The sequence below is a fragment of the Paenibacillus sp. FSL R5-0912 genome, from assembly GCF_000758605.1.
Classification (GTDB): domain Bacteria; phylum Bacillota; class Bacilli; order Paenibacillales; family Paenibacillaceae; genus Paenibacillus_AQ.
Map to the genome: position 1 here is coordinate 1664730 of NZ_CP009282.1, position 20605 is coordinate 1685334.

A 20605-nucleotide genomic window follows, 5' to 3' on the forward strand; every position below is an offset into this window, starting at 1 on the left:
AAGTAATAATTATTAGAAAATTAGAAAATTTTCTTATGACTCTATTGGTACTTAAGCTATAATTAGGTCTAAAAAAGAAAATGGGGTTAGTAAATGAATCAGTTTAAAGGTGACAAAAATATGCTCACGGAGAAGAAGGAGCGATTTTCTTCCAGTGGTTTTATTTTCGCTGCCATCGGCAGCTCTGTTGGTCTAGGGAATATGTGGAAGTTCCCTTATATTACAGGGGAAAATGGCGGTGCGGCTTTCTTCCTTCTCTTCATCGTCTGTCTGGTACTGATCGGCTTGCCGGTGCTGCTGGCCGAACTGGCCATCGGACGCAGCGGACGCGGAAGCGCGGCGACTTCGTTCATACGTGCCGGAGGCGGGAAAGGCTGGAAGGCAGCCGGAATTCTGCAAGTGGTGGCACCTTTTTTAATCCTCTCCTTTTATATTATTGTTGCAGGCTGGACGCTGAACTATGCGATGATTGCCTTCAATGGACAACTGTTCAGTAGTAATGATTACGCAGGTGAATTTGGCTCCTTTATCTCAGGGTATATGCCGATTGTCTGGCAGGGCGTAGCCATCCTGATTACGGCGGGCGTAGTCATCCTTGGGGTTTCGGGCGGGATTGAGAAATTCAACAAAGTATTGATTCCCAGCCTAATCGTTCTCCTCATTGTGTTGATGATTCGCGCGCTAACCTTGCCGGGTGCAGACCAAGGTGTATCCTTCTTCCTCAAACCGGACTTCTCGGTGCTGACGGCGGAATCTGCGCTGGTCGCCTTGGGACATGCCTTCTTCTCATTGTCGCTCGGGATGGGGATTCTACTGACTTACGGTTCTTATGTGGATAAAAATCAGTCGCTGGGTACCGCTGCATTTGCGATTGGCGCCGGAGATTTGCTATATGCGTTTATCGCCGGATTGATTATTTTCCCGACGACGTTTTCGTTTGGCATTGCCCCCGATCAAGGGCCTTCGCTGATTTTTATCGCTCTGCCAGCGGCTTTCTCAGCTATGCCTTTCGGTGCGTTCTTCGGCGGTCTGTTCTTCATCCTGCTGGCGATTGCTGCTTTGACCTCGGCCGTATCCCTGCTAGAAGTACCAGTATCCTTCGCGATGGAGCGCTGGAACTGGAGCCGCCAACGTTCGGTCTGGATCTTGTCTCTGCTCTGTTTCCTGCTCGGTGTTCCTTCAGCGATGTCGCTGGGGATGTTCCCTGGGCTTACGTTTGGTGGCAAAGCCCTGTTTGACTGGATGGATTTCATCACCTCCAACATTATGCTGCCGGTTGGCGGTCTGCTGATTACCATTTTTGCCGGATTTTTCTGGAAAGGGGCAGCGGAAGCAGCTGGACTACAGGCACGCTGGTTCCGCATCTGGTTGTTCATGCTCCGGTATGTTGCGCCTGTTCTGGTGTTCCTGGTGTTGCTCCATACCTCGGGAATTCTCACCTTCTAATTCAACAACCATTCATCTGCAGAATGAATAATCAACGGGGTGCCCCGAGCCATTTCATGGCTTTCTGGACACCCCCTTTTTGAATGAATTGTTTCTTTTCCTTATAAAACTCATGATACAGTATGGATTAGTCAGGTTTTTTCCAGATGCCCTCCACTATGGAGAAATAGAGAATGTTTCTTTAAACAGCTTTCTGAAATATACCTCGCTCATATATGACATTTCTGCAAGCTTTCTAACCGTAATAGAAGAATCCGTATAGTGACTATGAATATAATATTGCTCGCACCGGAGGTTTTCAATTCATTCTGTATCATTGCAAGAATTTCGTGAAACTGTGCAGAGCAATGATATTGATATCCTGCTTTCAAAAGCTTTTCTAAACTCCGAATAATCTTTGGGGATGACCACCTGCTGATGCTGTTGTTGAATATTGTCTGAAAACCCATATAAGAATGAAGGGCCATCCCCTATTCTGGCAGGAATTTATACCAGCATGGTTGTAAAGAGACTAAAAGAAATAGCTCAAAGATATGAAATGATACAGTGGGTGCTTCGTTCTATGATTATAGAGGTGAATATAGCGGTTATTCTCAGAATAATTAAGACATGCTGCAAAAAGGGATAAGAATAGACGAAATAAGGACCGCAATAAATATGTAATGTCGGATGATAGCTATTCGCAAGCCCTTCTAGGATCCATTCCATAGTAAATCCTGTTCACCATAGCTCGTACCTATTTACCCGTACATGCACTTCTAGGCATCTACCCACATACAATAAAGAGACCATGAACCCGTAGTTCTCGACTACAGATCGGTTTCATTGTACATGTGCGGGAGGTGTCGCCAAGTTGCCAGGAATCATAAGCACGATTGCACTGCTGATCAAAGAACTGACGCTGCTGGTATCTTACGTAAGGAACAATGCTTTCCCCCAACCTTTATCGGAGCAGGATGAGAGCAAATACTTAGGGATGATGGCCGAGGGGGACGCCAAAGCACGGAATTTGCTGATCGAACACAACTTGAGACTCGTAGCGCATATAGTAAAAAAATTCGACAACACCGGCGAAGACATGGAGGACCTGATCTCCATCGGCACCATTGGGCTGATTAAGGCGATTGAAAGTTATCGGCCTAATAAGGGCACGAAGCTGGCGACTTTTGCTGCCCGCTGTATTGAAAACGAAATCCTGATGCATCTCCGGTCGCTGAAAAAGACCCGGAAAGACGTGTCTCTGCACGATCCGATTGGGACAGACAAAGAAGGGAACGAGATCACGCTGATCGATATCCTCGGGTCTGAGGCGGATGATGTAATTAAGGAAGTCGACCTTAAAATCGAGAAGAGCAAGATATACCGTAATCTTGATATATTGGATGATCGCGAGAAAGAGGTCGTGGTCGGCCGCTTCGGTCTGGACACCGGCGGTGAAGAGCGGACGCAGCGGGAGATCGCGAAGGATCTGGGGATCTCGCGGAGTTATGTGTCGCGGATCGAGAAGAGAGCGCTGATGAAGCTTTATCATGAGTTTTATAAGGCGAAGCGGTGAGGTTAGAAGTTGCCTGTGGGAATGAGACATTAGATGTCTCGATCCTGCAGGTTATTTGTGATTTCTAAGTTAGGAATTCAAAATTCACTGTATTGTGCTTAAGCTCTAGGCGGATATAAAATGCGCTGTACTGTAGTATACTCGAACTATAAGTACGGGAAAGATCGAGAATATGAATGAACAGGACTTCATCCATGAATGAGACAAAGGCAACGATGTTTGTGTTTGCCGGTAATAATGGGCATCCTGAAAAGAGTAAAGTATCTGCTGGAAAAGAAGCCATAAGAATAGCCAGGGAATGTATCCGGAATAAGTGGGACTTCACCGTGGAAACTACTTTAGCCGGTGGTAACGTTGTAAGGCAGATGAGAGCTGCACAGGAACAAGGGTTTAAAATTATTATGTTTATGTAGGGTTAGGAGATATTCGGTTAAATATTGAACGTGTTGCTTTGCTCGTGAAAAACGGTGGTCATCATATTGAAACGAGGATATTGTTAGACGCAATGTAACAAGTATGAATAACCTGTTATCTCACTTAGACCTGATTGATCAATTAATTGTTGTTGATAATAGTAAAGCTGATGGGGAATTTATTCTTGAAGCAGATCAAAGCGGGATAAAATATTATTTAAAGGAATTACCTGAATGGGTCAAAATAATTGATAAACAATTACAGATTAAATACAAAACGTAAAAGAACCAATTCGAATCGGAAACGATCGTGATTGGTTTATTTTTTTGACATCGCATCGTGTCCATAACCTCAAAAAATTCGACAACACCGGCGAAGACATGGAGGATCTGATCTCCATCGGCACGATCGGGCTGATCAAGGCCATCGAGAGCTACCGCCCGAACAAGGGCACGAAGCTGGCGACTTTTGCTGCCCGCTGTATTGAAAACGAAATTCTAATTACAATAGTGGTGCTGTTAATTTTAGATTCATTTATGAAGTCACATCAGAGTATGTGGCTTTTTTTAATGAAGCAGGATCAGTGTAAATTAGGTGATGTTAGTGGGGGAAAGTATACTTTTACGTTTTTTCTATAGGAGTCGATGATTTTGATTAGGAATTCACCGTTTAAATTGGAGCAACGAGGTAATACATGTCTTTTGACTTAATTGATAAAATTGAGTATAATTGTGATGAGGCGAACGTATATTCTTATTTTCTTAATGATACAATTATATCATTGATTAAGAGGAAAACCCGATCTTTTGTCGAATTAACTTAAAAACGTGAATTTGACATGGAGTGTAGCATAATGGTCCCGAATCCAACATTAATTTATCATATTACGAGCGTTGAAAATCTACACTCGATACTGGACAACAATGGACTCATCAGCATTAATAAGTTACAGAGAGATGGAAGCTCGTTTGTTAATATTGCTTTTGAGCAAATCCAGTCGAGACGTTCGGAGAAGCAAGTACCTTTACCTCCATATGGTAATTTACATGATTATGTTCCTTTTTATTTTGCGCCGCGATCTCCTATGTTGTACACAATTAAGCAAGGAAATGTCCCGCAATATCAAGAGGGACAAAGTCAGATTATTTATCTTGTATCTACTATACAGCAAGTTATCTCTGATCAAATCCCATTCGTATTCACTGATGGACATGCAATCATTAATTATTCTGAATTCTATAATGACACTGAGGATTTAGATCAAATTGACTGGGGCATAATGAACTCTCGATATTGGAATGATACTACAGATTATCCGGATAGGAAGCGAAAACGGCAGGCTGAGTTCTTAGCCTTCGAGTATTTCCCACTAGCCAGCATACTTGAAATCGGTGTAATTAACGTTAGTATTCATGATCAAACATCAAAGATCATCCAGGAAAAAGAAGTTCATATTCCCGTCAAAGTACGCAGAGATTGGTATTATTAAGGTGGTGAGAATGTGATTGAATATAAAAAAGGAAACTTGTTAGAAGCTGAGGCAGAAGCGCTGGTAAATACAGTGAATTGTGTCGGGGTTATGGGGAAAGGGATAGCCTTACAATTTAAACAAGCCTTTCCCGGTAATTTTAAGGAATATGCAAAAGCATGTAAAAACAATGCAGTCATGCCTGGGAAAATGTATGTGGTCCCTACAGGATACATGCTCAATCCTCAGTATATAATTAACTTTCCAACCAAACGGCATTGGAAGGAAAAGTCCAAAATTGAGGATATAAAGTCAGGGCTTATCGATTTTATAGACACTATTAAAGAGTACGGAATCAAGTCAGTTGCTGTCCCACCTTTAGGTTGCGGTAATGGTGGATTGAACTGGAGTCAAGTAAAACCCTTAATAGAAGCATCAGCTCAAGAGGTGCCGGATGTCTTATTTATGGTTTATCCTCCCGAGGGTAGTCCGGAGCCGGATAAAATGCGCGTAGGAACTGAAAAACCAAAATTAACACGGGCTAGAGCTCTTCTTATAATGCTAATGAACTTGTATGCTGCCCCGGGATACAAATTGTCTATGTTGGAGATTCAAAAGCTCGCCTATTTTCTACAAGAGTCAGGCGAAGATTTAAAGCTAAGATTTGTAAGTGCACAATATGGTCCATATGCAGACAATCTAAATCATGTTCTTCAGCGACTTGAAGGGCATTTCATAAGAGGCTATGGAGATCGTAACAGAGATGCCCAGATCTATTTATTACCTGAAGTTATTAAGGAGGCGGAAGCTTACTTAAACTCGATCGAAGATGCCACCTCTGAGGAAAGACTTGAGAATACAAAAAAAATAATTGAAGGCTACGAAACACCGTATGGACTTGAATTATTAGCTACAACCGATTGGGTAATTAAACATAATCCGGATGCCCAGGCTAGTGAGGATCGTGCAATTGACCATTTTAAAGCATGGAATGATCGTAAGAAGAAAGTATTTAAAGAATCTCACATCAAGATGGCGTGGAGACACTTAACTTCAAATGAAATTTAAATGTCACAATATGAATGCCCTGTCCAATTTAACTTGGCAGGGTATTTTTTCTTACTCCTCATCCAAAATCAAACTATCCGAAATCGATAGATATTCCAGCGTAGTTCCTAACAGCTCGTGTCTTAATTGTTGCTGAATTGCCCTCAAGTTCGCACCACTTTTGAGCATTAAGAATCCTGTTGTTCTTCTTAAGTCATGGGGAATGACTCTTCTATCAATTTCAGCTTTTTCAGAGATGGTCCTAACAATAGATACTAATTGTTTATTCGAGAGTTTCCGATTATTCCTAGAGAATACATTTGGACTAAAACATTTTTCAATAGTCTCCTTGTAATGTTTGAAGTGTTTCAGTTCATTTGTTAGGAATCGAGGAATAGCGATTCCTTTGGCGTTTGTTTTTTGACCTTTGTTAACGATCACCATGTTATTTTGAAAGTTGATCTGCTCAAATGAAAAGCAACATAGTTCATTGTTTCTTAGCCCGGTTGTAATAGCTGTCCAAAATAACAGATAATAATATTTGGAAAAGGGATCTTCCATAAGAGCTGCTTTCAGGAGCGCTTTACACTCAACTTCAGTCAAAAAATTAATATTTATATTTCTTTCATAATATTTGTTTGTATAATGGGCCATCGGGTTGTGGCTTATCATATTTACTCTATCAAGAAAGTTGAAAAAGCTCTTCATTGAACTGATTTTATTGTAAATTGTTTTGTTTGAAAGCCCTGGATTAGATGATACAAGATATTGAATAAATTGATCAATGAACGATTTATTAATCGGTTCAAAATCATTTGATTTAACATAATATGTAAACCGGTCGAAGTCTAGATTACCTTCAAAACCGTTCTCTAATAGAAATTCTTGAAGTGTAGTGAGAACCTTTATAGTTGCTAAGCATGCTGGCTTTTTTAAGCCAGAGTGTTCACTCCAAGTTTTAAAATAAGTCGAGTCGAATACGACTCCAGAGAGTATCATTTGTCTCCACCTCAATCAAATAAATTGGCTGCTAACGAATGAGCAAAAGGATGTTTTTCGATTGCCTCCAACAGCATGCTGTTAAAGAGTTCCAGATAGATGGTTGTTGTTTTTAGTGATCTATGCCCGAGAAATTTTGAAATACTAACAATATCAACGCCTCCCTCTAAAGCGAACAGTGCGAAAGAATGTCGTAAAGAGTGAACAGACAAACGCTCTTTCTCTTCTTTAGAAATGCTCTGCGCCTCAGTAATTAATCCATCTAACATCTTTTGAACTGCACTATCGCTAATTGGATTAACTCCTTTGTCAGTTGAAAAAACATACAAGTCAGTGTATTTAGGATGGCTTTTAAGTGAGCCATATTTAAAGCCTACATATTTTCTAAGTAGTTCTAATGATGTAGATGTAATCCTTCGAGGAACTTTTTGAAGTTTTTTTCCTTTTACACGCACTTCTATGTTCTGTGAGTTGTAACAAATATCCTTGATTTGTAGTTGGGTTAGCTCGTTAAGGCGAATACCACTCCCAAGAAACGTCCATAGGATGACAAAGTTTCTAAAACCATCGTTGGTTAGGCGCGACAAGTTTATAATTTCCTCAACTTGTTCCTTCGTAAAAGCTTTTGGAAGATCTTCATCAAACTCAACCTCAAGCACCAAGGTTTCCTTGATCTTTTTAATATCTATCTCGAAAAAACGTGTAAATGTAACAGTAAAAAAGTCTCTTAAAAATGAAGACTTTTTAAATCTGGTGTTTTGAGTTTTAACTGGCTTAAGATAATCCAGTAGTATTTTGGGATTGTTTTCAAATGAAAACAAATATGGAGCTTCCGGTAGTGAATTAATGAAAGAAACAAACTGGTTCAATTCAGATCGATAAGTCTTTTGAGTAGCTTCGCTCTTTCGTGCAAATTCAGAACTTTGTAAGTACCAATGAACAGCTTCTCCAAACGTTATATCTTTCGGTTTTTTAGGCTCCTCTACGAAAATAAGATTGCTTTTTTCCAAAGCTTGCTTCATATTATCATGACTGTTGGTCGCAGCAAGTTTTTGCAATTGGGCCATTAGATTAGTAACAGGTGAGAGGCCTTCTACTTTGAACATATATTCATCTCCATATAGAATCGATTTTGTGCATTGCATCATTGAGCTCTTGATCTTGTCTATGCAAATATTTTGATGTAGTCTCAAGTCTGTCATGTCGAGCTAAACGTTTGACCAATTGCGGATGAACTTTTTTTCTGAGGCTAAGTTTTGTAATGAATGTATGCCTGAACAAATGAAGACCTCCAGGGAAATTCCATCCGGAAATCATCGCGTATAACCTGTATTTATCTAACATCTTTTTATAGAAAACTTTTTCAGGGCGGGTTCTCTTAAAAACAGACCCTTCACGAGAGCTGATTTTATGCAAAGATTCAAAATATTGATAAAGTTTTATCGGTAAGTGTAAAGGTACAGGTTTTCCAACTTTACCTTTACCACGGATTTTTATTATCCTTGCTTGGAAATTAATATCATCCCAAATAAGTCGCCCGGCTTCGCAGAAACGCAGTCCGAGATGAAGAAGCGATCCAAAGAACGCCATATCAAACTCTGGTTCATCAGAGTAACTAGCTATAGTATTGAAGAAATTTGACAATTGATCATCACTGGGAATATCTCGATGTATGTACCTCTCTGCGGTAATTCCTCTTATTGATCCGATATTCTTTGGAATAATTCTGGTGTTATACAGGTACTTAAAGAAAGAGATAACACAGTAGAATTTATTGCTGACAGTTATCTCGCTATAAAGGCCTTTTAAATGGCAACGTTTTAGGTAGTTCTCAAATTCTATAATATGGTCTCTTTCAATTAACCAAACTGGTATCCCATTCGCTGAAAGTTCATAAAAACTAGCGTAATTATCAACAAGCCAATTTAAAAATTGCATCACATTTCGATTTGTTTCCTTGGCATGGCCTTGTGTATAACCTTCCGATTCAAGTTCGTCATTGAATTTAATTAAAAATGGATGTAGATTAAGTTCATTTAGTTTAGGTCTAGTTTTAGTATTGATTTTGACTACACTAAACTTCTTGTTTGGAAAAAACAACTTTGCGATCTGACAAAAGAAAGACTTTCTTATTTCCGAATCGACATATTTCAAACAATGTTGAAAGCTCTGTTCTGTAATGTCTAAATCATTCAGATTCCATACCGGTTTTTTAATATATGTAGAGATTCGGTTTTGGAATTCCAACGCTTCGGTGTAATAATTATAAAGTTTGATCGGTTCCTTTGATGTCTGAATCCGTTTCAAAAATATTTTCACTTTGTCCAATTTGATATTTGGCTGAACTCTGTTTTGCCATAACCAATCAGAGATGCTTCTTTTAGAATGGGAGGCATCAATTGAATCGTTGTAGTCATAGCTAAATAGCGTATCCATAGTGTTCCTCACTTTGCTCTTATTAACGTCCCAAACGGCGTTAGTTATAGGATGATCATCGTGAGGACTTTTTATTCCATCTGTAATTATTTCTGTAGAAGAAGTATTCCACAGAAATAATTCTGTTCCTTTCCACAATTCGTTTTCTGCTACGAAGCTACTGTTCATTAAATCATTAATCACGTTTTTTGAATCTTGATCCATCAGGAAACCTCCTCAAATTGGGCATGTTTAAATTTCAAAAAGTTATAACAGAGGTGAGGAAATGGCAAATGTGCAACCCGTCGAAATCAAAGTTAATTTTGGATACAATCATAAAAAATCACTTTGGTCAGCAATCGATCTTTTGAAGTCTAAAGCAATAGATGAGACTCCGGATACGTTAAGGAAAAGAACGAGTTCAGTTAACGTTTCAAAGCCTGTTTAGTTATTGAACTTTGCGTCTCTATTAATTTTGCTTTTGCAATGGTCTTAATCGCCGACTGAATGTTATGCTGAAAATATTCACCCTTAATACATGTGATTCGCTTAGGCGTAACAAGTGCCATAACATTACCTCTTTCAAAAGTGCATGGGAAAAACAAAAAAAGGGATCCAGAATACCACAGTTACCTGTGGAAATTCGGATCCCTTTCGCCGCATGGCCAGAGACTTATATTCATTAACAGTTGAACTATTAAGAATTCAGCAGAAAATTATACCAAAACACTGCTTATAATTTAAACTATAAAATAAATTAGGGCTTGATGTCAACTTATATTGAAGTATCAGCATTCCACTCGAGTCATACCTAATCATAATCAGTAAAACTTACATAACCTGATTCCTTTCCTCGTACATAGCGAGGAGGATTCGGGTTTTTTATATCGACCAAGGCACATGTGATAGAACCACCGATAGGGCATCCATGTAAGTTAATCCACATTCAACATGATTTTTAATCTCGGTGCATGAAAAATTCCGGTTTAATCAAGTATTCAACTGGATAGACGTCTTTGCGGGAAGAAAGTAAACCTTTGAACAAGGCGATGGGCTGCATCTCCGAGTCATTTGAATAGCGGATTCCAAGATCTTCAGCTTTTCTGAGTTGCACAATTACAAATGCATCCTCTGCATCGGTCAATTTATAAAGGATATTCTCAGGATGCAGAACATTCTCTAAATGGTCGAGAGTAATCAAATGAAACTCCTGACCGCTCCTTTCAGTTCGAATTACTTTGAAGGCTTGGTTGCTCACTAGATTAATAAAGTTTTTTGATGACAAGCTCAATTCGATACCGGTAATATAGCCTAGCTTATCCATGTCGTTACCATACTCAGTATCGTATGCTTTACCATAATCCGCTCTGAATGTATTCTCACTAAAAGGCATGCGAATGAGTTCTGAAGTTATATTTAAATCCGTTACATAGGGTATATATAGATTTTCGTCACTAATATATTGGCTTATTTCGTTTCTATTGCTATGTACGTCATTGTACTCAGTTTTTGGTGGGGTAAGATAAATGTATCCCATATCAGAGTAGTCCCCGTGGAAGCAAGTAATTCTCATATATTGTGCTCCTTTAAGCTTAATGGTTATTAGACGCAATGATTATATAAAGGTTTCTATTTATTGGATGACGATAAAGGAATATATTAACAAACGTACGTTCCCTGACAAGTTATAGCGTTAATGATTAGGTATACTGTGTAAAAGAGCTTTTCAGTAGGCCATAGAGTGAAAGCTGCAGTAAAGCAGTGGGTAGACATCATAGGAATTCGAATTCTTATTGTAAGGAGACTAATCATGATCGAGAAATTTATACGTTTATTCAATATCATTAATGCGATCCAATCAAACCCTGGTATCTCCGCAGCCGATTTAGCTTTTAAATGCGATGTAGACATACGGACGACTTATCGGGATCTGCGCTTATTAGATGCCATCACTCCTATAACGAATACAGGCAAAGGGACTGGCTACCGATTTATGGGCAATTTCTTTATGTATCCTCTTAATTTTTCAGAACAAGAAGCGCTAGTATTCTCCCTGTTGCCCTCAATGGTGGACGAGGACAAATTGCCTCCCGGATTCCATACAGCTTACGATAAAGTTATGGCCACACATCACAAAGAAAAATCCAAGCAAAACAATATCATTGAGGACATATCCAATATTATTCAGATGGGTACACCAGCTTACCGTAAGGAAAGCCCCAATTATCTGCAGCCGATTATTCAAGCGATTTTAGAGCAGAAGACAATTGAAACCACATATCATACCCAGTATCGGAATGAGACTTCTGAGCGAAAGATTGATCCGTTCTACCTTGTGCCTCGTGATCAGCGCTTCTATTTAATCGGTTTCTGCCATACCAAGCAGGACATTCGGACGTTTCGAATCAGTCGCTTCCTCAAAGTGGAACCTACAGCCGAATCGTTCGACAAGAGTGATTTTAATATCAAAAAGTATCTAAAGAACACGTGGTCAATTGAACAAGGTGAGAAAAATATTACCTTTAAAGTGCGGTTTAATGCTGAGGTTGCCAGGTACATTAGGGAGGAAGAATTGTTCGTTCATCCGCGTATGACAGACAACAAAGACGGCAGTATGATTTTTGAGGTGACTGTAAATAACGAAAAAGAGTTTATCCGCTGGATTCTGCAGTACGGGCCAGCCGCTGAAATATTAGAGCCAGCTTCTGTGCGTGAAACAATTAAGAGTCAATTAGCTGAGTGGACCGAGATGTATAAATAAACTAAGCAGGAACTGATCATAATTACTCGAAATATACAAGGTAGGAAGGATGTGGGTCTCTTGAACCATAATTGGTTTGCGGATTTGTATGAAATATGCAATAACGATCCCTTTCGTAGAAAGATCCTCCTTGTGGATCATTATGATCAGGGTGAGCAGTGGCTGAATCGGATAACAATGGAACACGGCCCTCTTTTAGGTGTGGAAACAGAAACGTTGAGGTCTCTCGTTATGAAGCGGACAAAGCTGGAACTGGTTAAACGAGGGCTTCGTCTTGTAAATAGTAAACAGACGTTCTGGGTTGTCCAAAATCTTATGGTTGATATGGCAGAGCGTGACGATAAATATATACCAGCCGTGATGATTACCCCAGGTATCGTTCAAAGCTTTCACCACGCGATTGAGGAACTCCGAGGGGCGGGGATTTGCGCTTCAGAGCTTTCTATTTCTGTTTTTGAACATGAGCAAAAAGGTCTCTACATAACTGAACTGCTCGTTTTATATGAACAATGGCTGGAACACAATCACTTTACTGATTTTGCAGGTCTGCTTGATTACATACCAGAAGGTGATAGATCAGCGGATAACCATCTCTTCATCCTTAGAGATTGGGAGCGGTTCTCTTCAGTGGAGAAAGAAATGCTGAGACGCATCGCTGGAGATGGACTGCTCATTCTTCCGCAAACTGGAGCTTTCCCGTCAACCCTGCAGAATGGTGATCATGTTGCTGTTCAGTTGTACCATGCCACAGGAATCTTAGCTGAGGTTCGTGAAGCATTCCGTCGTATCTGCAATACGGATTCTTCCTTCGATCACGCGGAGATCGTAGTCTCTAATTATGAGGCTTATAGTTCAACGATTTATACCCTCAGCCAAACTCTCGATATTCCTTGTACATTTTCCCAAGGTATGCCCGTTACTTATACAAAGGTCGGAAAGGCTGCGCTTGTTTATCTCGAATGGCTGGAATGCAACTACGATGTAGAGTGCTTACTTAAGGCTCTTCGGCACGATTATATATCATTTCATCCTATTGGAAACTCTGTGGACCAGGCTGATCTCATCCTTGCTTTGGAGCAAAGCGGAATCGGCTGGGGGAGACAACGGTATTCCATGTTAGAGGCCGCAGGTAATGCTGAGTTAAAGGGACGACATGCTGAAGCGATCAGGCTGTTAAACCGGGGGTTTAAAGGATTGTTTCAAAGTCTGCCTGATGCGCATCAAGTGACGTGGACTCCTATGATGATTCTGCATTCATTAATAAATCTTCTTGAAAAGCACACTGTTTCGTCCAGTGAGGCTGACTCACTCGTTATCACTGAACTGATTGATCAAATGAAGCTGCTGGAAGTTGTCTCTCCTCGTACGTTCTCCAGCGAGACCGCGCTGCGTTATGTAAAAGACATGGTAGAGGGTATTCGTATCTTTGGAAGCGGACCATCTTGCGGAAAGCTGCATATCTCTTCGCTTCAAGATGGCGGCATATCGGGAAGAACTCAGACGTACATCCTGGGCATGAGTAATGAGGCTTGGTCCTTACAGCTTCGGCAGGATCCTGTATTACTGGATATGGAACGCAAGAGTCTTGATGGGTTACTCTTATCTACTGAGTGGACAGAGAATATTATTCGTGAACGTGAGACCCGATTAGGATTGCTGTCAGGACAAGTTACGCTGAGCTATTCCAGCTATGATCCGGCAGAGCAGAAGGAAATCATTCCGGCTTTTGCGTTATTACAGGCTGCTAGAATCGTAACGGGCGATAGTCAGATGGATCTGACTGGACTAGGACAGGTACTGGGTAGACTGGTTGGATATATGTCGATTGATCCGAATGGAGAGCATTTGTTGGATGGGACGGATCGCTGGCTTGGACGGTTCCACACTGAGGGGGAACTGAAAGATGGCTTTTCATCACTACGTCAATCCTTTCCATTCGCCGCTAAGTTGGAACAAGCAGAGATGCGTATTAGTGAAGGAACCCTGTCAGAATATGAGGGAGTGCTCTCTACGGATACTTTTACGGTTAGTTATCTAAACAATCCTGAGGCGTACCTGAGTGTGACGCAACTTGAAAGATATGCGGAATGCCCAAAGAGGTTCTTCTTTTCTCAGATTCTGAAGCTCAGGGCAAAAGAGACTGCTGAATTCGATCGTTCCAAATGGCTGGATGCAGCTAGCAGAGGCAGCTTGCTTCACAGTATCTTTTACCACTATCTGAAAGAAATGTCCGCAGGTTCTATAAATGAGAATAGGCCTAAACATGATGAACACAGGCTTCAGGAAATCACAGAGCAGGTCATCCGTGAGTATGAAGCGAAGGTACCGCCGCCAACTCCCCATATCTTTCATAAAGAATGTGATTCGCTGCGGAGGGATGTCGCCATTTTTTATCAGATGGAGCAAAAAGCCGAGGGACGGCCACGTTTTTTTGAACTCGAATTGACAATAGATGGTCAACCTATGAGTGTTAATCTGGATAATGGTCTTGTCATAAGAATGAAGGGATTTGTGGACAGGGTTGATGAGATCGGGCCGCACAAGTACAAGATCTATGATTACAAAACAGGCAGTCCGGCGAAGTATGACGAGAATGAGTATTTCTCACAGGGGACGCAGCTTCAGCATGCATTGTATGCTGTTGCGGTTGAACAGTGGCTTAAGCATACCGGTATGGATACGGAGGCGCGTGTTGTAGAGGCAGCCTATTACTTCCCAACGGAACGAGGCAAAGGCGATGAGGTATCCCGGGTTCAAAATAAGACGGCCGAACTCTCGGAGTTAGTGGGACATTTATTAGCTTCGATGGAGTCAGGAACATTTACCGCAACAACAGAGTTGAAACGATGTTCCTATTGCGATTATGGAGCGGTATGCAAGGATGAATCAGAACGTACGAAGGCAAAATGGGATTTAGAACCCAATACTCCATTGCTTCACCATATCAAGGAGGTAGAGCGTTTTGGTTGATGATAGGGCGGCCAGAGAGCGAATTGCAGAGATACTAGACCGGACATTGATGGTGGAAGCAGGGGCAGGATCGGGGAAGACGACATCACTCGTTGGCCGAATGATAGCTCTGATTGAGTCAGGGAGCGCCATGGCCGAGCAGATTGCAGCCATTACGTTCACGCGGAAAGCGGCGGATGAGCTGAAGAGTAGGTTCAGTCTGGAGCTGGAGCGGCTGATACGTAAGGCGATAGAGCCGCAGAAGGCTCTGCTGCAGCGGGCATTACAGGAGATCGATCGGTGCTATATTGGCACGATTCATTCTTTTTGCGGCAGACTGCTTAGGGAGAGACCGATTGAGGCGAGACTGGATCCCATGTTCCGTGAGATTGAAGAAGATGAAGCTAGCTTATTGCAGGACCAATGCTGGGATGAGTATCTGGCGAGCTTGATCGAGAAGGGTAAGGAAGATGAGATGGCGGACCTTGCGTCCTTGCAAGTAAACGTGGAGGATCTGCGCCAGGTATATAAACGGGTATGCGGCTATACCGATGTACACATTGAGACGGTTGCCTCTCCTAGACCTGACTTTGACCTTATTCGCTTATCTCTGCCGCAGATGATAGAAGAAGCGGGTCGTTATATTCCAACACAGAAGCCAGCACAAGGCTGGGATACGCTGCAGCTACTAGTTCGTGATGGCAAGAGAATGTTGCAGCTACACGGACTTGATGATGATATGCGTATACTGCAGCTCGCATTGATGTTTGAGCGAAAAATCAATGTTACCTTAAATCGATGGACAGATAGTGCTATGGCAAAGGAATACAAAGTTATGTTCCTGGAATGGCAAAGCCGCGTCTTGTTTCCCTTCCTTGGTGCTTGGCGCGAGCATCTATATCCGCAGTTGATTGATTTCGTCAGTCCTGCTGTTGATTATGGCGCACACAAGCGAAACGAAATAGGCGTTCTGGACTTTCAGGATCTGCTGATGCGGGCAACAGCTTTACTCCGTGAGCATGAGCATGTACGGCGTTTTTTTACTGCTCGTTATACACGTCTGTTCATAGATGAATTTCAGGACACCGATCCCATTCAGGCAGAGCTGATGTTTCTGCTGACAGGTGATGACCCGAGAGAGGCGAATTGGAGACGGATTACACCTAAACCGGGCTCCTTATTTGTTGTTGGAGATCCTAAACAGTCGATCTATCGGTTCCGGCGCGCGGATATTTCTACCTATAATTGGGTCAAGAACAGGATCAGTTCCTGTGGTGAGGTCCTGCAGCTAAGTGCGAACTTTCGCTCAATCCACCATCTTGGTCAATTTACAAATGATGAGTTTCAAAGTCGCTTTCCGGAGGCTGAATCTGAACATCAGGCGGCTTTTGTACATATGGATACACGAACGGCTAATCCGGAGAATGGTGTACAGCATGGAGTCTACACAATGACTCATGCGAAAATGGCTGGAGGGCAAGCGGCGATTGCCGAAGCAGATGCAAACCGGGCCGCTCGTTATATTGCCTGGGCTTGCAGCGGCAAATTGAAGATTCAGGAGAAGCAGCCGGGAAGTGACGGTAGTTATATTTTTAGAGACGCAACTCCGAGTGACTTTCTGGTACTGCTGAAACGAAAAGATTTCCTACATCTCTACGCTGCAAAACTGGAGCAGTATGGAGTTCCTTCTATTACGGCTGGAAGCTCGGCGATATACGAAGAGATCGATGCGCTTGCTGTGCTGGCAAGTTGTCTTAATGACCTTGGAGATCCAGTATCCCTGCTAGCTGTGCTGAAGGGGATGTTATTTAGTTGCAGTGATAATGCACTCTTCCATTATAAGATGCAAGGGTTTCCGTTAACCTATACTACTTTACCGAATCAGGCAGAGGTCGGGACGATAGCACTGCCAGTATATGAAGCACTGGTACGACTCGCTGAATATGCGGATCTGATCCGGAAGATGCCGGCATTACCGGCACTGTTACATATCATAGAGAATCTAGGGATGATTCCCCTCGCAGCAGTTAGTAAGACCGGCCGGGCGCGTGCCGGCACATTGATCAAACTGTTACATCTGCTGCACAAGGACAGCCTAGTTGCAGCAAGTTGGCCGGAACTGAGCTCGTATCTGATGCGGGTCGTAAAAGAAGCGAAGCTAGAGTGTGGAGATCTGTTCGTAGGTGAGCAGGATGCTGTTCGCATTATGAACCTACATAAGGCCAAAGGGCTTGAGGCACCAGTTGTACTGCTGGCTTGTCCTTGCGGAGAGTCTGACCATGATGCCGCAGAGCATGTGGACCGGATGGGAGATTCCGCGCGCGGATATTTCAGCATCACACGGCGAAGAGGATATCAAGAGGATGTGATTGCTCATCCACCAGGCTGGCAAGAACTGGCTGAGCGGGAGCGATTGTATATGAATGCGGAAAAGGAACGGCTGCTATATGTCGCAGCTACCCGCGCCAAGCAGCTTATGATCATTAGTCGATATCCGGACAAATCGGCGATCGATCCATGGAGCAGCTTCGATAGTGGGATTCAGGAAGATAGAGAGCTGGATGATCCTGAAGTTATGCCAGAGGTGCCTTCACGTTACGAAGGGGTACATGATGAAATGGCTGACGAAGATAAGGGCCGTCAGTGGCGAAGCCGGCTGGCACACCCAACGTATCAGACGACTTCGGTAACGAAACTGGCGAAGTCCGGAGCCGTTCAGCCACCTCGACCGCTTACGGGCAGAGGCATGGCGTTCGGCAGCGTGGTTCATCGCTGTATTGAGCTGCTAGGGACGGGCATCGGAGCCGAGGAGATGGAACTGAGCATCGGGATGATCGCTGAAAAAGAGGGTATGGATGAAGCGCTGATATCGGATGTTAATAAGATGCTGGAAGATGTTGTGAATCATCCGTTGTGGATACGTGCGCTGGCGGCGAAGCGGCGGATTCATGAGTTGTCGTTACGTACGGTGAGGACGGATATGTATCTGGAGAGTGAAGCATCGACAGCAGGCTCCACAGCAAAGACACTATATTTGAAAGGCGTTATTGACTTCCTATTTGAAGAGGAGGACGGCTGGGTAGTTGTAGATTTTAAGACGGATGTATATGAAGAGGGACAGCAGGCGGCGTTTGTGGGATTTTATAAGCCGCAGGTTAGGGCTTATGTGGGAGAGTTGGAGAGAGCGTTTGGAATGAAAGTGAAAGAGGCGGGGCTTTATTTTTTGAATGGTAATGAGTATGTGATATTATGAAAAAGCCTTTGTTCGATATAATTTGCATAAATGGATATATATTTCTTCCTCAAAATAGTACTATAGAAGTATAGATATAGACTTATGCCGCAGAAGAAAAGTAACAATCTTTGTACGCAGATTATATTGCGTGTATCTTTGGAGCTGCGTAAGATGGCGACCAGTGATACACGTTTTTCTATTTTATACAGGAGGCGATCAACCAAGTTATGGTGTCATTATTCTCCTTTTTGGAAGAGGCCCATAATGGGCTCTCCGTCTTAGCTGTTGAAGCGGAAGAAGCGGTGTGGAGCAATCCACGTGCTACGCTAACGCAAGGCAGGCTATTCAGTGAAGAATTGGCCGCTATCGTATCCAAGCAAGAGAATCTGGAAAATGTATTTGCCTTAAAACATCACGAGCGAATACATAAGCTGTCTCGGGAAGGGATCTTGCCTGAAGAGATCAAGACTAGTTTTGAATGGCTGCGTTTGAGTGGAAATCAGGCCTCCCACGATGTCAAATCAATTCCCATTGAGCTCGCATTTACAGCCCACAGACATATCTTCGCGCTGGCTTCGTGGTATGTAGAATCCTATGGATCCTTGGAGATTGAGACACCAGCCTATCAGATGCCCTTGCAGCCTTCGAAAAGCAGACCCGATCTCGCTCCAAATGAATTTGTAAGTGAACAATTGGGTCAGCTATTGAATGAGCAGATTGAGACGAAGCTGCTTCCGACATTGACGGAACAGTTCAAATTTCTACATGATAGCATCTCCAAGGTGGCAGGCAGTCTGGATGAATGGACACGGCAAAAACCGGTGGCAGTAGAAGAGAGCAATTTAAACGGCGGAATGCCAGCTCCAGCAAAAGTGTCTAATGTAGCTGAGTTAATCGAATCTCCAGATATAAAAGTGAGGCTGGAAATCGGTAACTACCTGGTCAGCCGCGGGCTTTCCACCATTGACAAACGGCCAAACAATGGAGCTCTGTGGGTGATCGGTGGATGGGAACTCAAAGATGAACTATTTCCGTTGAAAGATCAGGGTCTTTATTTCAAATTCGCCAGAAACGGTAGCCAATCAACCAAACGGCAGCCGGCTTGGTTCTTGACCGGGAAAGACCCTTCCGCTGAGCGCAACTTGAGTTTAAATGGGATTCAGGTGCAAGAGACGGTTCGAGTTCTTGAGGACCATAGATTTGCACTTGAACTGGTTAATGATGATCTGTCGATAATTGATCAAACTGAGGGGCTATTCGAACCGTCAGTTGAATTATTGAATGAAACGAACCAGCGGGAAGTTGAGAAAACTCCTGATATACAGGGAGCGAAAGAATCGAGCGCAGAGGTAGTTTTGGAAGAACTGCTTACAGATAGCTCACCTGCTGACACTGAAGATATCGTTCGTACCTATCATCAGCGCGAAATTCGTTTTCCAGCATCTATGTCCGATCTTACACTGGACGAACTGCAAATCACGGGCTGCGATGCGCTACTTCGTTGTATGAGCGAAGAATGCGGATGGTTATCAATCCATGATCTTCCACAGGAGCTTTCGAAAATCACAGAAGGTGTTAGTGGGGCTGGGGAGAAGACCATTGCCAAATTCATTAAGCAGCTGGAACAATCGATCCAGGATGAGAAGAAACTAATCGGTTCCGGTAACCGCAAGGCCAATCTGGTTATTGCGTATAGAGCGCAGAAAAAGAAACTGGGCAGACGCCCAACGTACATGGAAATGCATCAGCAGGGCACTTGTGACAGTAAGGAGTTTCGCCAACTGTTTGGCTCATACTACATGTTTCTGTTGAAGGCCAAAGAAATGGACAAGCAAGAAGCCGCAGCGGCTCAGCGCTATGAGAAATGGCTGCTTGAAGTAGAGTCGACGATCATGCGGAAAAGCTATAAGATGGTTGTTCTGCTCAGTATGTTGGAGCGCGGACTGGAGGGCTGGATGCAGCCGATTACAGCCGAAGAATCTGCTCCCTTTTTCTATGCCTATTATATGAATGACCCGGATAAGAAGAGCATTGATTTCTCGGATGATGAGTCGCGTAAGCTTTGGGACGAACCGCTTGACAGAACAGCTCGCCTTATTGCGCGGATGCCTATGGGTACCTGGAGCAGCAGCTCCGATAAGGTGGTAGCCTACGCGAAAGGGCAGTTCAAACTGTTGTTTAATATCCGGGAGAATGACCGGCAATTGCTTTATGTGTGGACGCGTGAGATTTGTGATTATCGGCTTGCTAGTTATTTTGAGCGTAAGTCTGAGCTGTTTAGAATGTTATAAGAGATTTCTATTAAACACAAGAGGA

The 20605-nt window shown here is 42.8% G+C and carries 14 protein-coding genes and 1 pseudogene; 10 read left to right on the top strand and 5 right to left on the bottom strand.

Features of this window, described 5'->3' with window-relative positions; translation table 11 throughout:
- The first annotated feature begins 93 nt into the window (after positions 1–93).
- Positions 94–1446 (top strand): sodium-dependent transporter, encoded by a 1353-nt coding sequence (locus tag R50912_RS07200; RefSeq protein ID WP_042233524.1) that lies wholly within the window; start codon positions 94–96, stop codon positions 1444–1446.
- A 156-nt stretch (positions 1447–1602) separates the two neighbouring features.
- Here the strand turns inward: R50912_RS07200 and R50912_RS36405 are convergent, their stop codons facing one another.
- Positions 1603–1749: a helix-turn-helix transcriptional regulator gene (locus R50912_RS36405; RefSeq protein WP_081956772.1), complete on the bottom strand. Its 147-nt coding sequence runs from the start codon at positions 1747–1749 to the stop codon at positions 1603–1605.
- Between the two features lie 550 nt (positions 1750–2299).
- Here R50912_RS36405 and sigK point away from each other — a divergent pair.
- From sigK to darG, 5 genes and pseudogenes are all read left to right on the top strand, one after another.
- Positions 2300–3001: an RNA polymerase sporulation sigma factor SigK gene (gene sigK / locus R50912_RS07205; protein WP_042233525.1), complete on the top strand. Its 702-nt coding sequence runs from the start codon at positions 2300–2302 to the stop codon at positions 2999–3001.
- A 194-nt stretch (positions 3002–3195) separates the two neighbouring features.
- A complete protein-coding gene (locus R50912_RS35855; protein WP_052416075.1) occupies positions 3196–3414 on the top strand; it encodes a hypothetical protein in 219 nt (72 codons plus the stop codon).
- Positions 3415–3705: 291 nt separating this feature from the next.
- Positions 3706–3918 (top strand): annotated as a pseudogene (locus R50912_RS34815) (sigma factor); the annotation flags it as partial.
- A gap of 350 nt (positions 3919–4268) precedes the next feature.
- On the top strand, positions 4269–4904 hold the full coding sequence (darT, locus tag R50912_RS07220; RefSeq protein WP_042233529.1) for a type II toxin-antitoxin system toxin DNA ADP-ribosyl transferase DarT: 636 nt from the start codon (positions 4269–4271) through the stop codon (positions 4902–4904).
- Positions 4905–4916: 12 nt separating this feature from the next.
- A complete protein-coding gene (gene darG, locus R50912_RS07225) occupies positions 4917–5951 on the top strand; it encodes a type II toxin-antitoxin system antitoxin DNA ADP-ribosyl glycohydrolase DarG (protein WP_042233530.1) in 1035 nt (344 codons plus the stop codon).
- Positions 5952–6002: 51 nt separating this feature from the next.
- Here the strand turns inward: darG and R50912_RS07230 are convergent, their stop codons facing one another.
- The 4 genes from R50912_RS07230 to R50912_RS07245 form a co-directional block, all read right to left on the bottom strand.
- Positions 6003–6929 (bottom strand): tyrosine-type recombinase/integrase, encoded by a 927-nt coding sequence (locus tag R50912_RS07230; RefSeq protein WP_042233532.1) that lies wholly within the window; start codon positions 6927–6929, stop codon positions 6003–6005.
- Positions 6930–6940: 11 nt separating this feature from the next.
- Positions 6941–8035 (bottom strand): tyrosine-type recombinase/integrase, encoded by a 1095-nt coding sequence (locus tag R50912_RS07235; RefSeq protein WP_042233534.1) that lies wholly within the window; start codon positions 8033–8035, stop codon positions 6941–6943.
- Between the two features lie 4 nt (positions 8036–8039).
- The gene (locus tag R50912_RS07240; protein WP_042233536.1) at positions 8040–9569 is read right to left on the bottom strand and encodes a tyrosine-type recombinase/integrase; all 1530 of its coding nucleotides are present in this window, start codon (positions 9567–9569) and stop codon (positions 8040–8042) included.
- A 733-nt stretch (positions 9570–10302) separates the two neighbouring features.
- Positions 10303–10917, bottom strand: coding sequence for a hypothetical protein (locus tag R50912_RS07245; protein WP_042233537.1), 615 nt, complete (start codon positions 10915–10917; stop codon positions 10303–10305).
- 237 nt (positions 10918–11154) lie between these two features.
- Here R50912_RS07245 and R50912_RS07250 point away from each other — a divergent pair, with 237 nt between their 5' ends.
- The 4 genes from R50912_RS07250 to R50912_RS33150 all read left to right on the top strand — a co-directional run bounded on the left by R50912_RS07250 (position 11155) and on the right by R50912_RS33150 (position 20580).
- Positions 11155–12105, top strand: coding sequence for a helix-turn-helix transcriptional regulator (locus R50912_RS07250; RefSeq protein ID WP_042233540.1), 951 nt, complete (start codon positions 11155–11157; stop codon positions 12103–12105).
- A 60-nt stretch (positions 12106–12165) separates the two neighbouring features.
- The gene (locus R50912_RS07255) at positions 12166–15075 is read left to right on the top strand and encodes a PD-(D/E)XK nuclease family protein (protein ID WP_042233542.1); all 2910 of its coding nucleotides are present in this window, start codon (positions 12166–12168) and stop codon (positions 15073–15075) included.
- Positions 15068–18307, top strand: a complete 3240-nt coding sequence (locus R50912_RS07260) for a UvrD-helicase domain-containing protein (RefSeq protein WP_042233544.1) — start codon at positions 15068–15070, stop codon at positions 18305–18307. The genes R50912_RS07255 and R50912_RS07260 overlap by 8 nt, the downstream gene beginning before the upstream one ends.
- A 209-nt stretch (positions 18308–18516) precedes the next feature.
- Positions 18517–20580, top strand: coding sequence for a DUF4145 domain-containing protein (locus R50912_RS33150; protein WP_052416081.1), 2064 nt, complete (start codon positions 18517–18519; stop codon positions 20578–20580).
- Positions 20581–20605: the final 25 nt, after the last annotated feature.

Excerpts from the sequence above, each read along its gene's own strand:
- R50912_RS07200 (WP_042233524.1), top strand. The coding sequence starts at position 94 with ATGAATCAGTTTAAAGGTGACAAAAATATGCTCACGGAGAAGAAGGAG.
- R50912_RS35855 (WP_052416075.1), top strand. The coding sequence starts at position 3,196 with ATGAATGAGACAAAGGCAACGATGTTTGTGTTTGCCGGTAATAATGGG.
- darT (WP_042233529.1), top strand. The coding sequence starts at position 4,269 with ATGGTCCCGAATCCAACATTAATTTATCATATTACGAGCGTTGAAAAT.
- R50912_RS07230 (WP_042233532.1), bottom strand. The coding sequence starts at position 6,929 with ATGATACTCTCTGGAGTCGTATTCGACTCGACTTATTTTAAAACTTGG.
- R50912_RS07235 (WP_042233534.1), bottom strand. The coding sequence starts at position 8,035 with ATGTTCAAAGTAGAAGGCCTCTCACCTGTTACTAATCTAATGGCCCAA.
- R50912_RS07240 (WP_042233536.1), bottom strand. The coding sequence starts at position 9,569 with ATGGATCAAGATTCAAAAAACGTGATTAATGATTTAATGAACAGTAGC.
- R50912_RS07245 (WP_042233537.1), bottom strand. The coding sequence starts at position 10,917 with ATGAGAATTACTTGCTTCCACGGGGACTACTCTGATATGGGATACATT.
- R50912_RS07250 (WP_042233540.1), top strand. The coding sequence starts at position 11,155 with ATGATCGAGAAATTTATACGTTTATTCAATATCATTAATGCGATCCAA.
- R50912_RS33150 (WP_052416081.1), top strand. The coding sequence starts at position 18,517 with ATGGTGTCATTATTCTCCTTTTTGGAAGAGGCCCATAATGGGCTCTCC.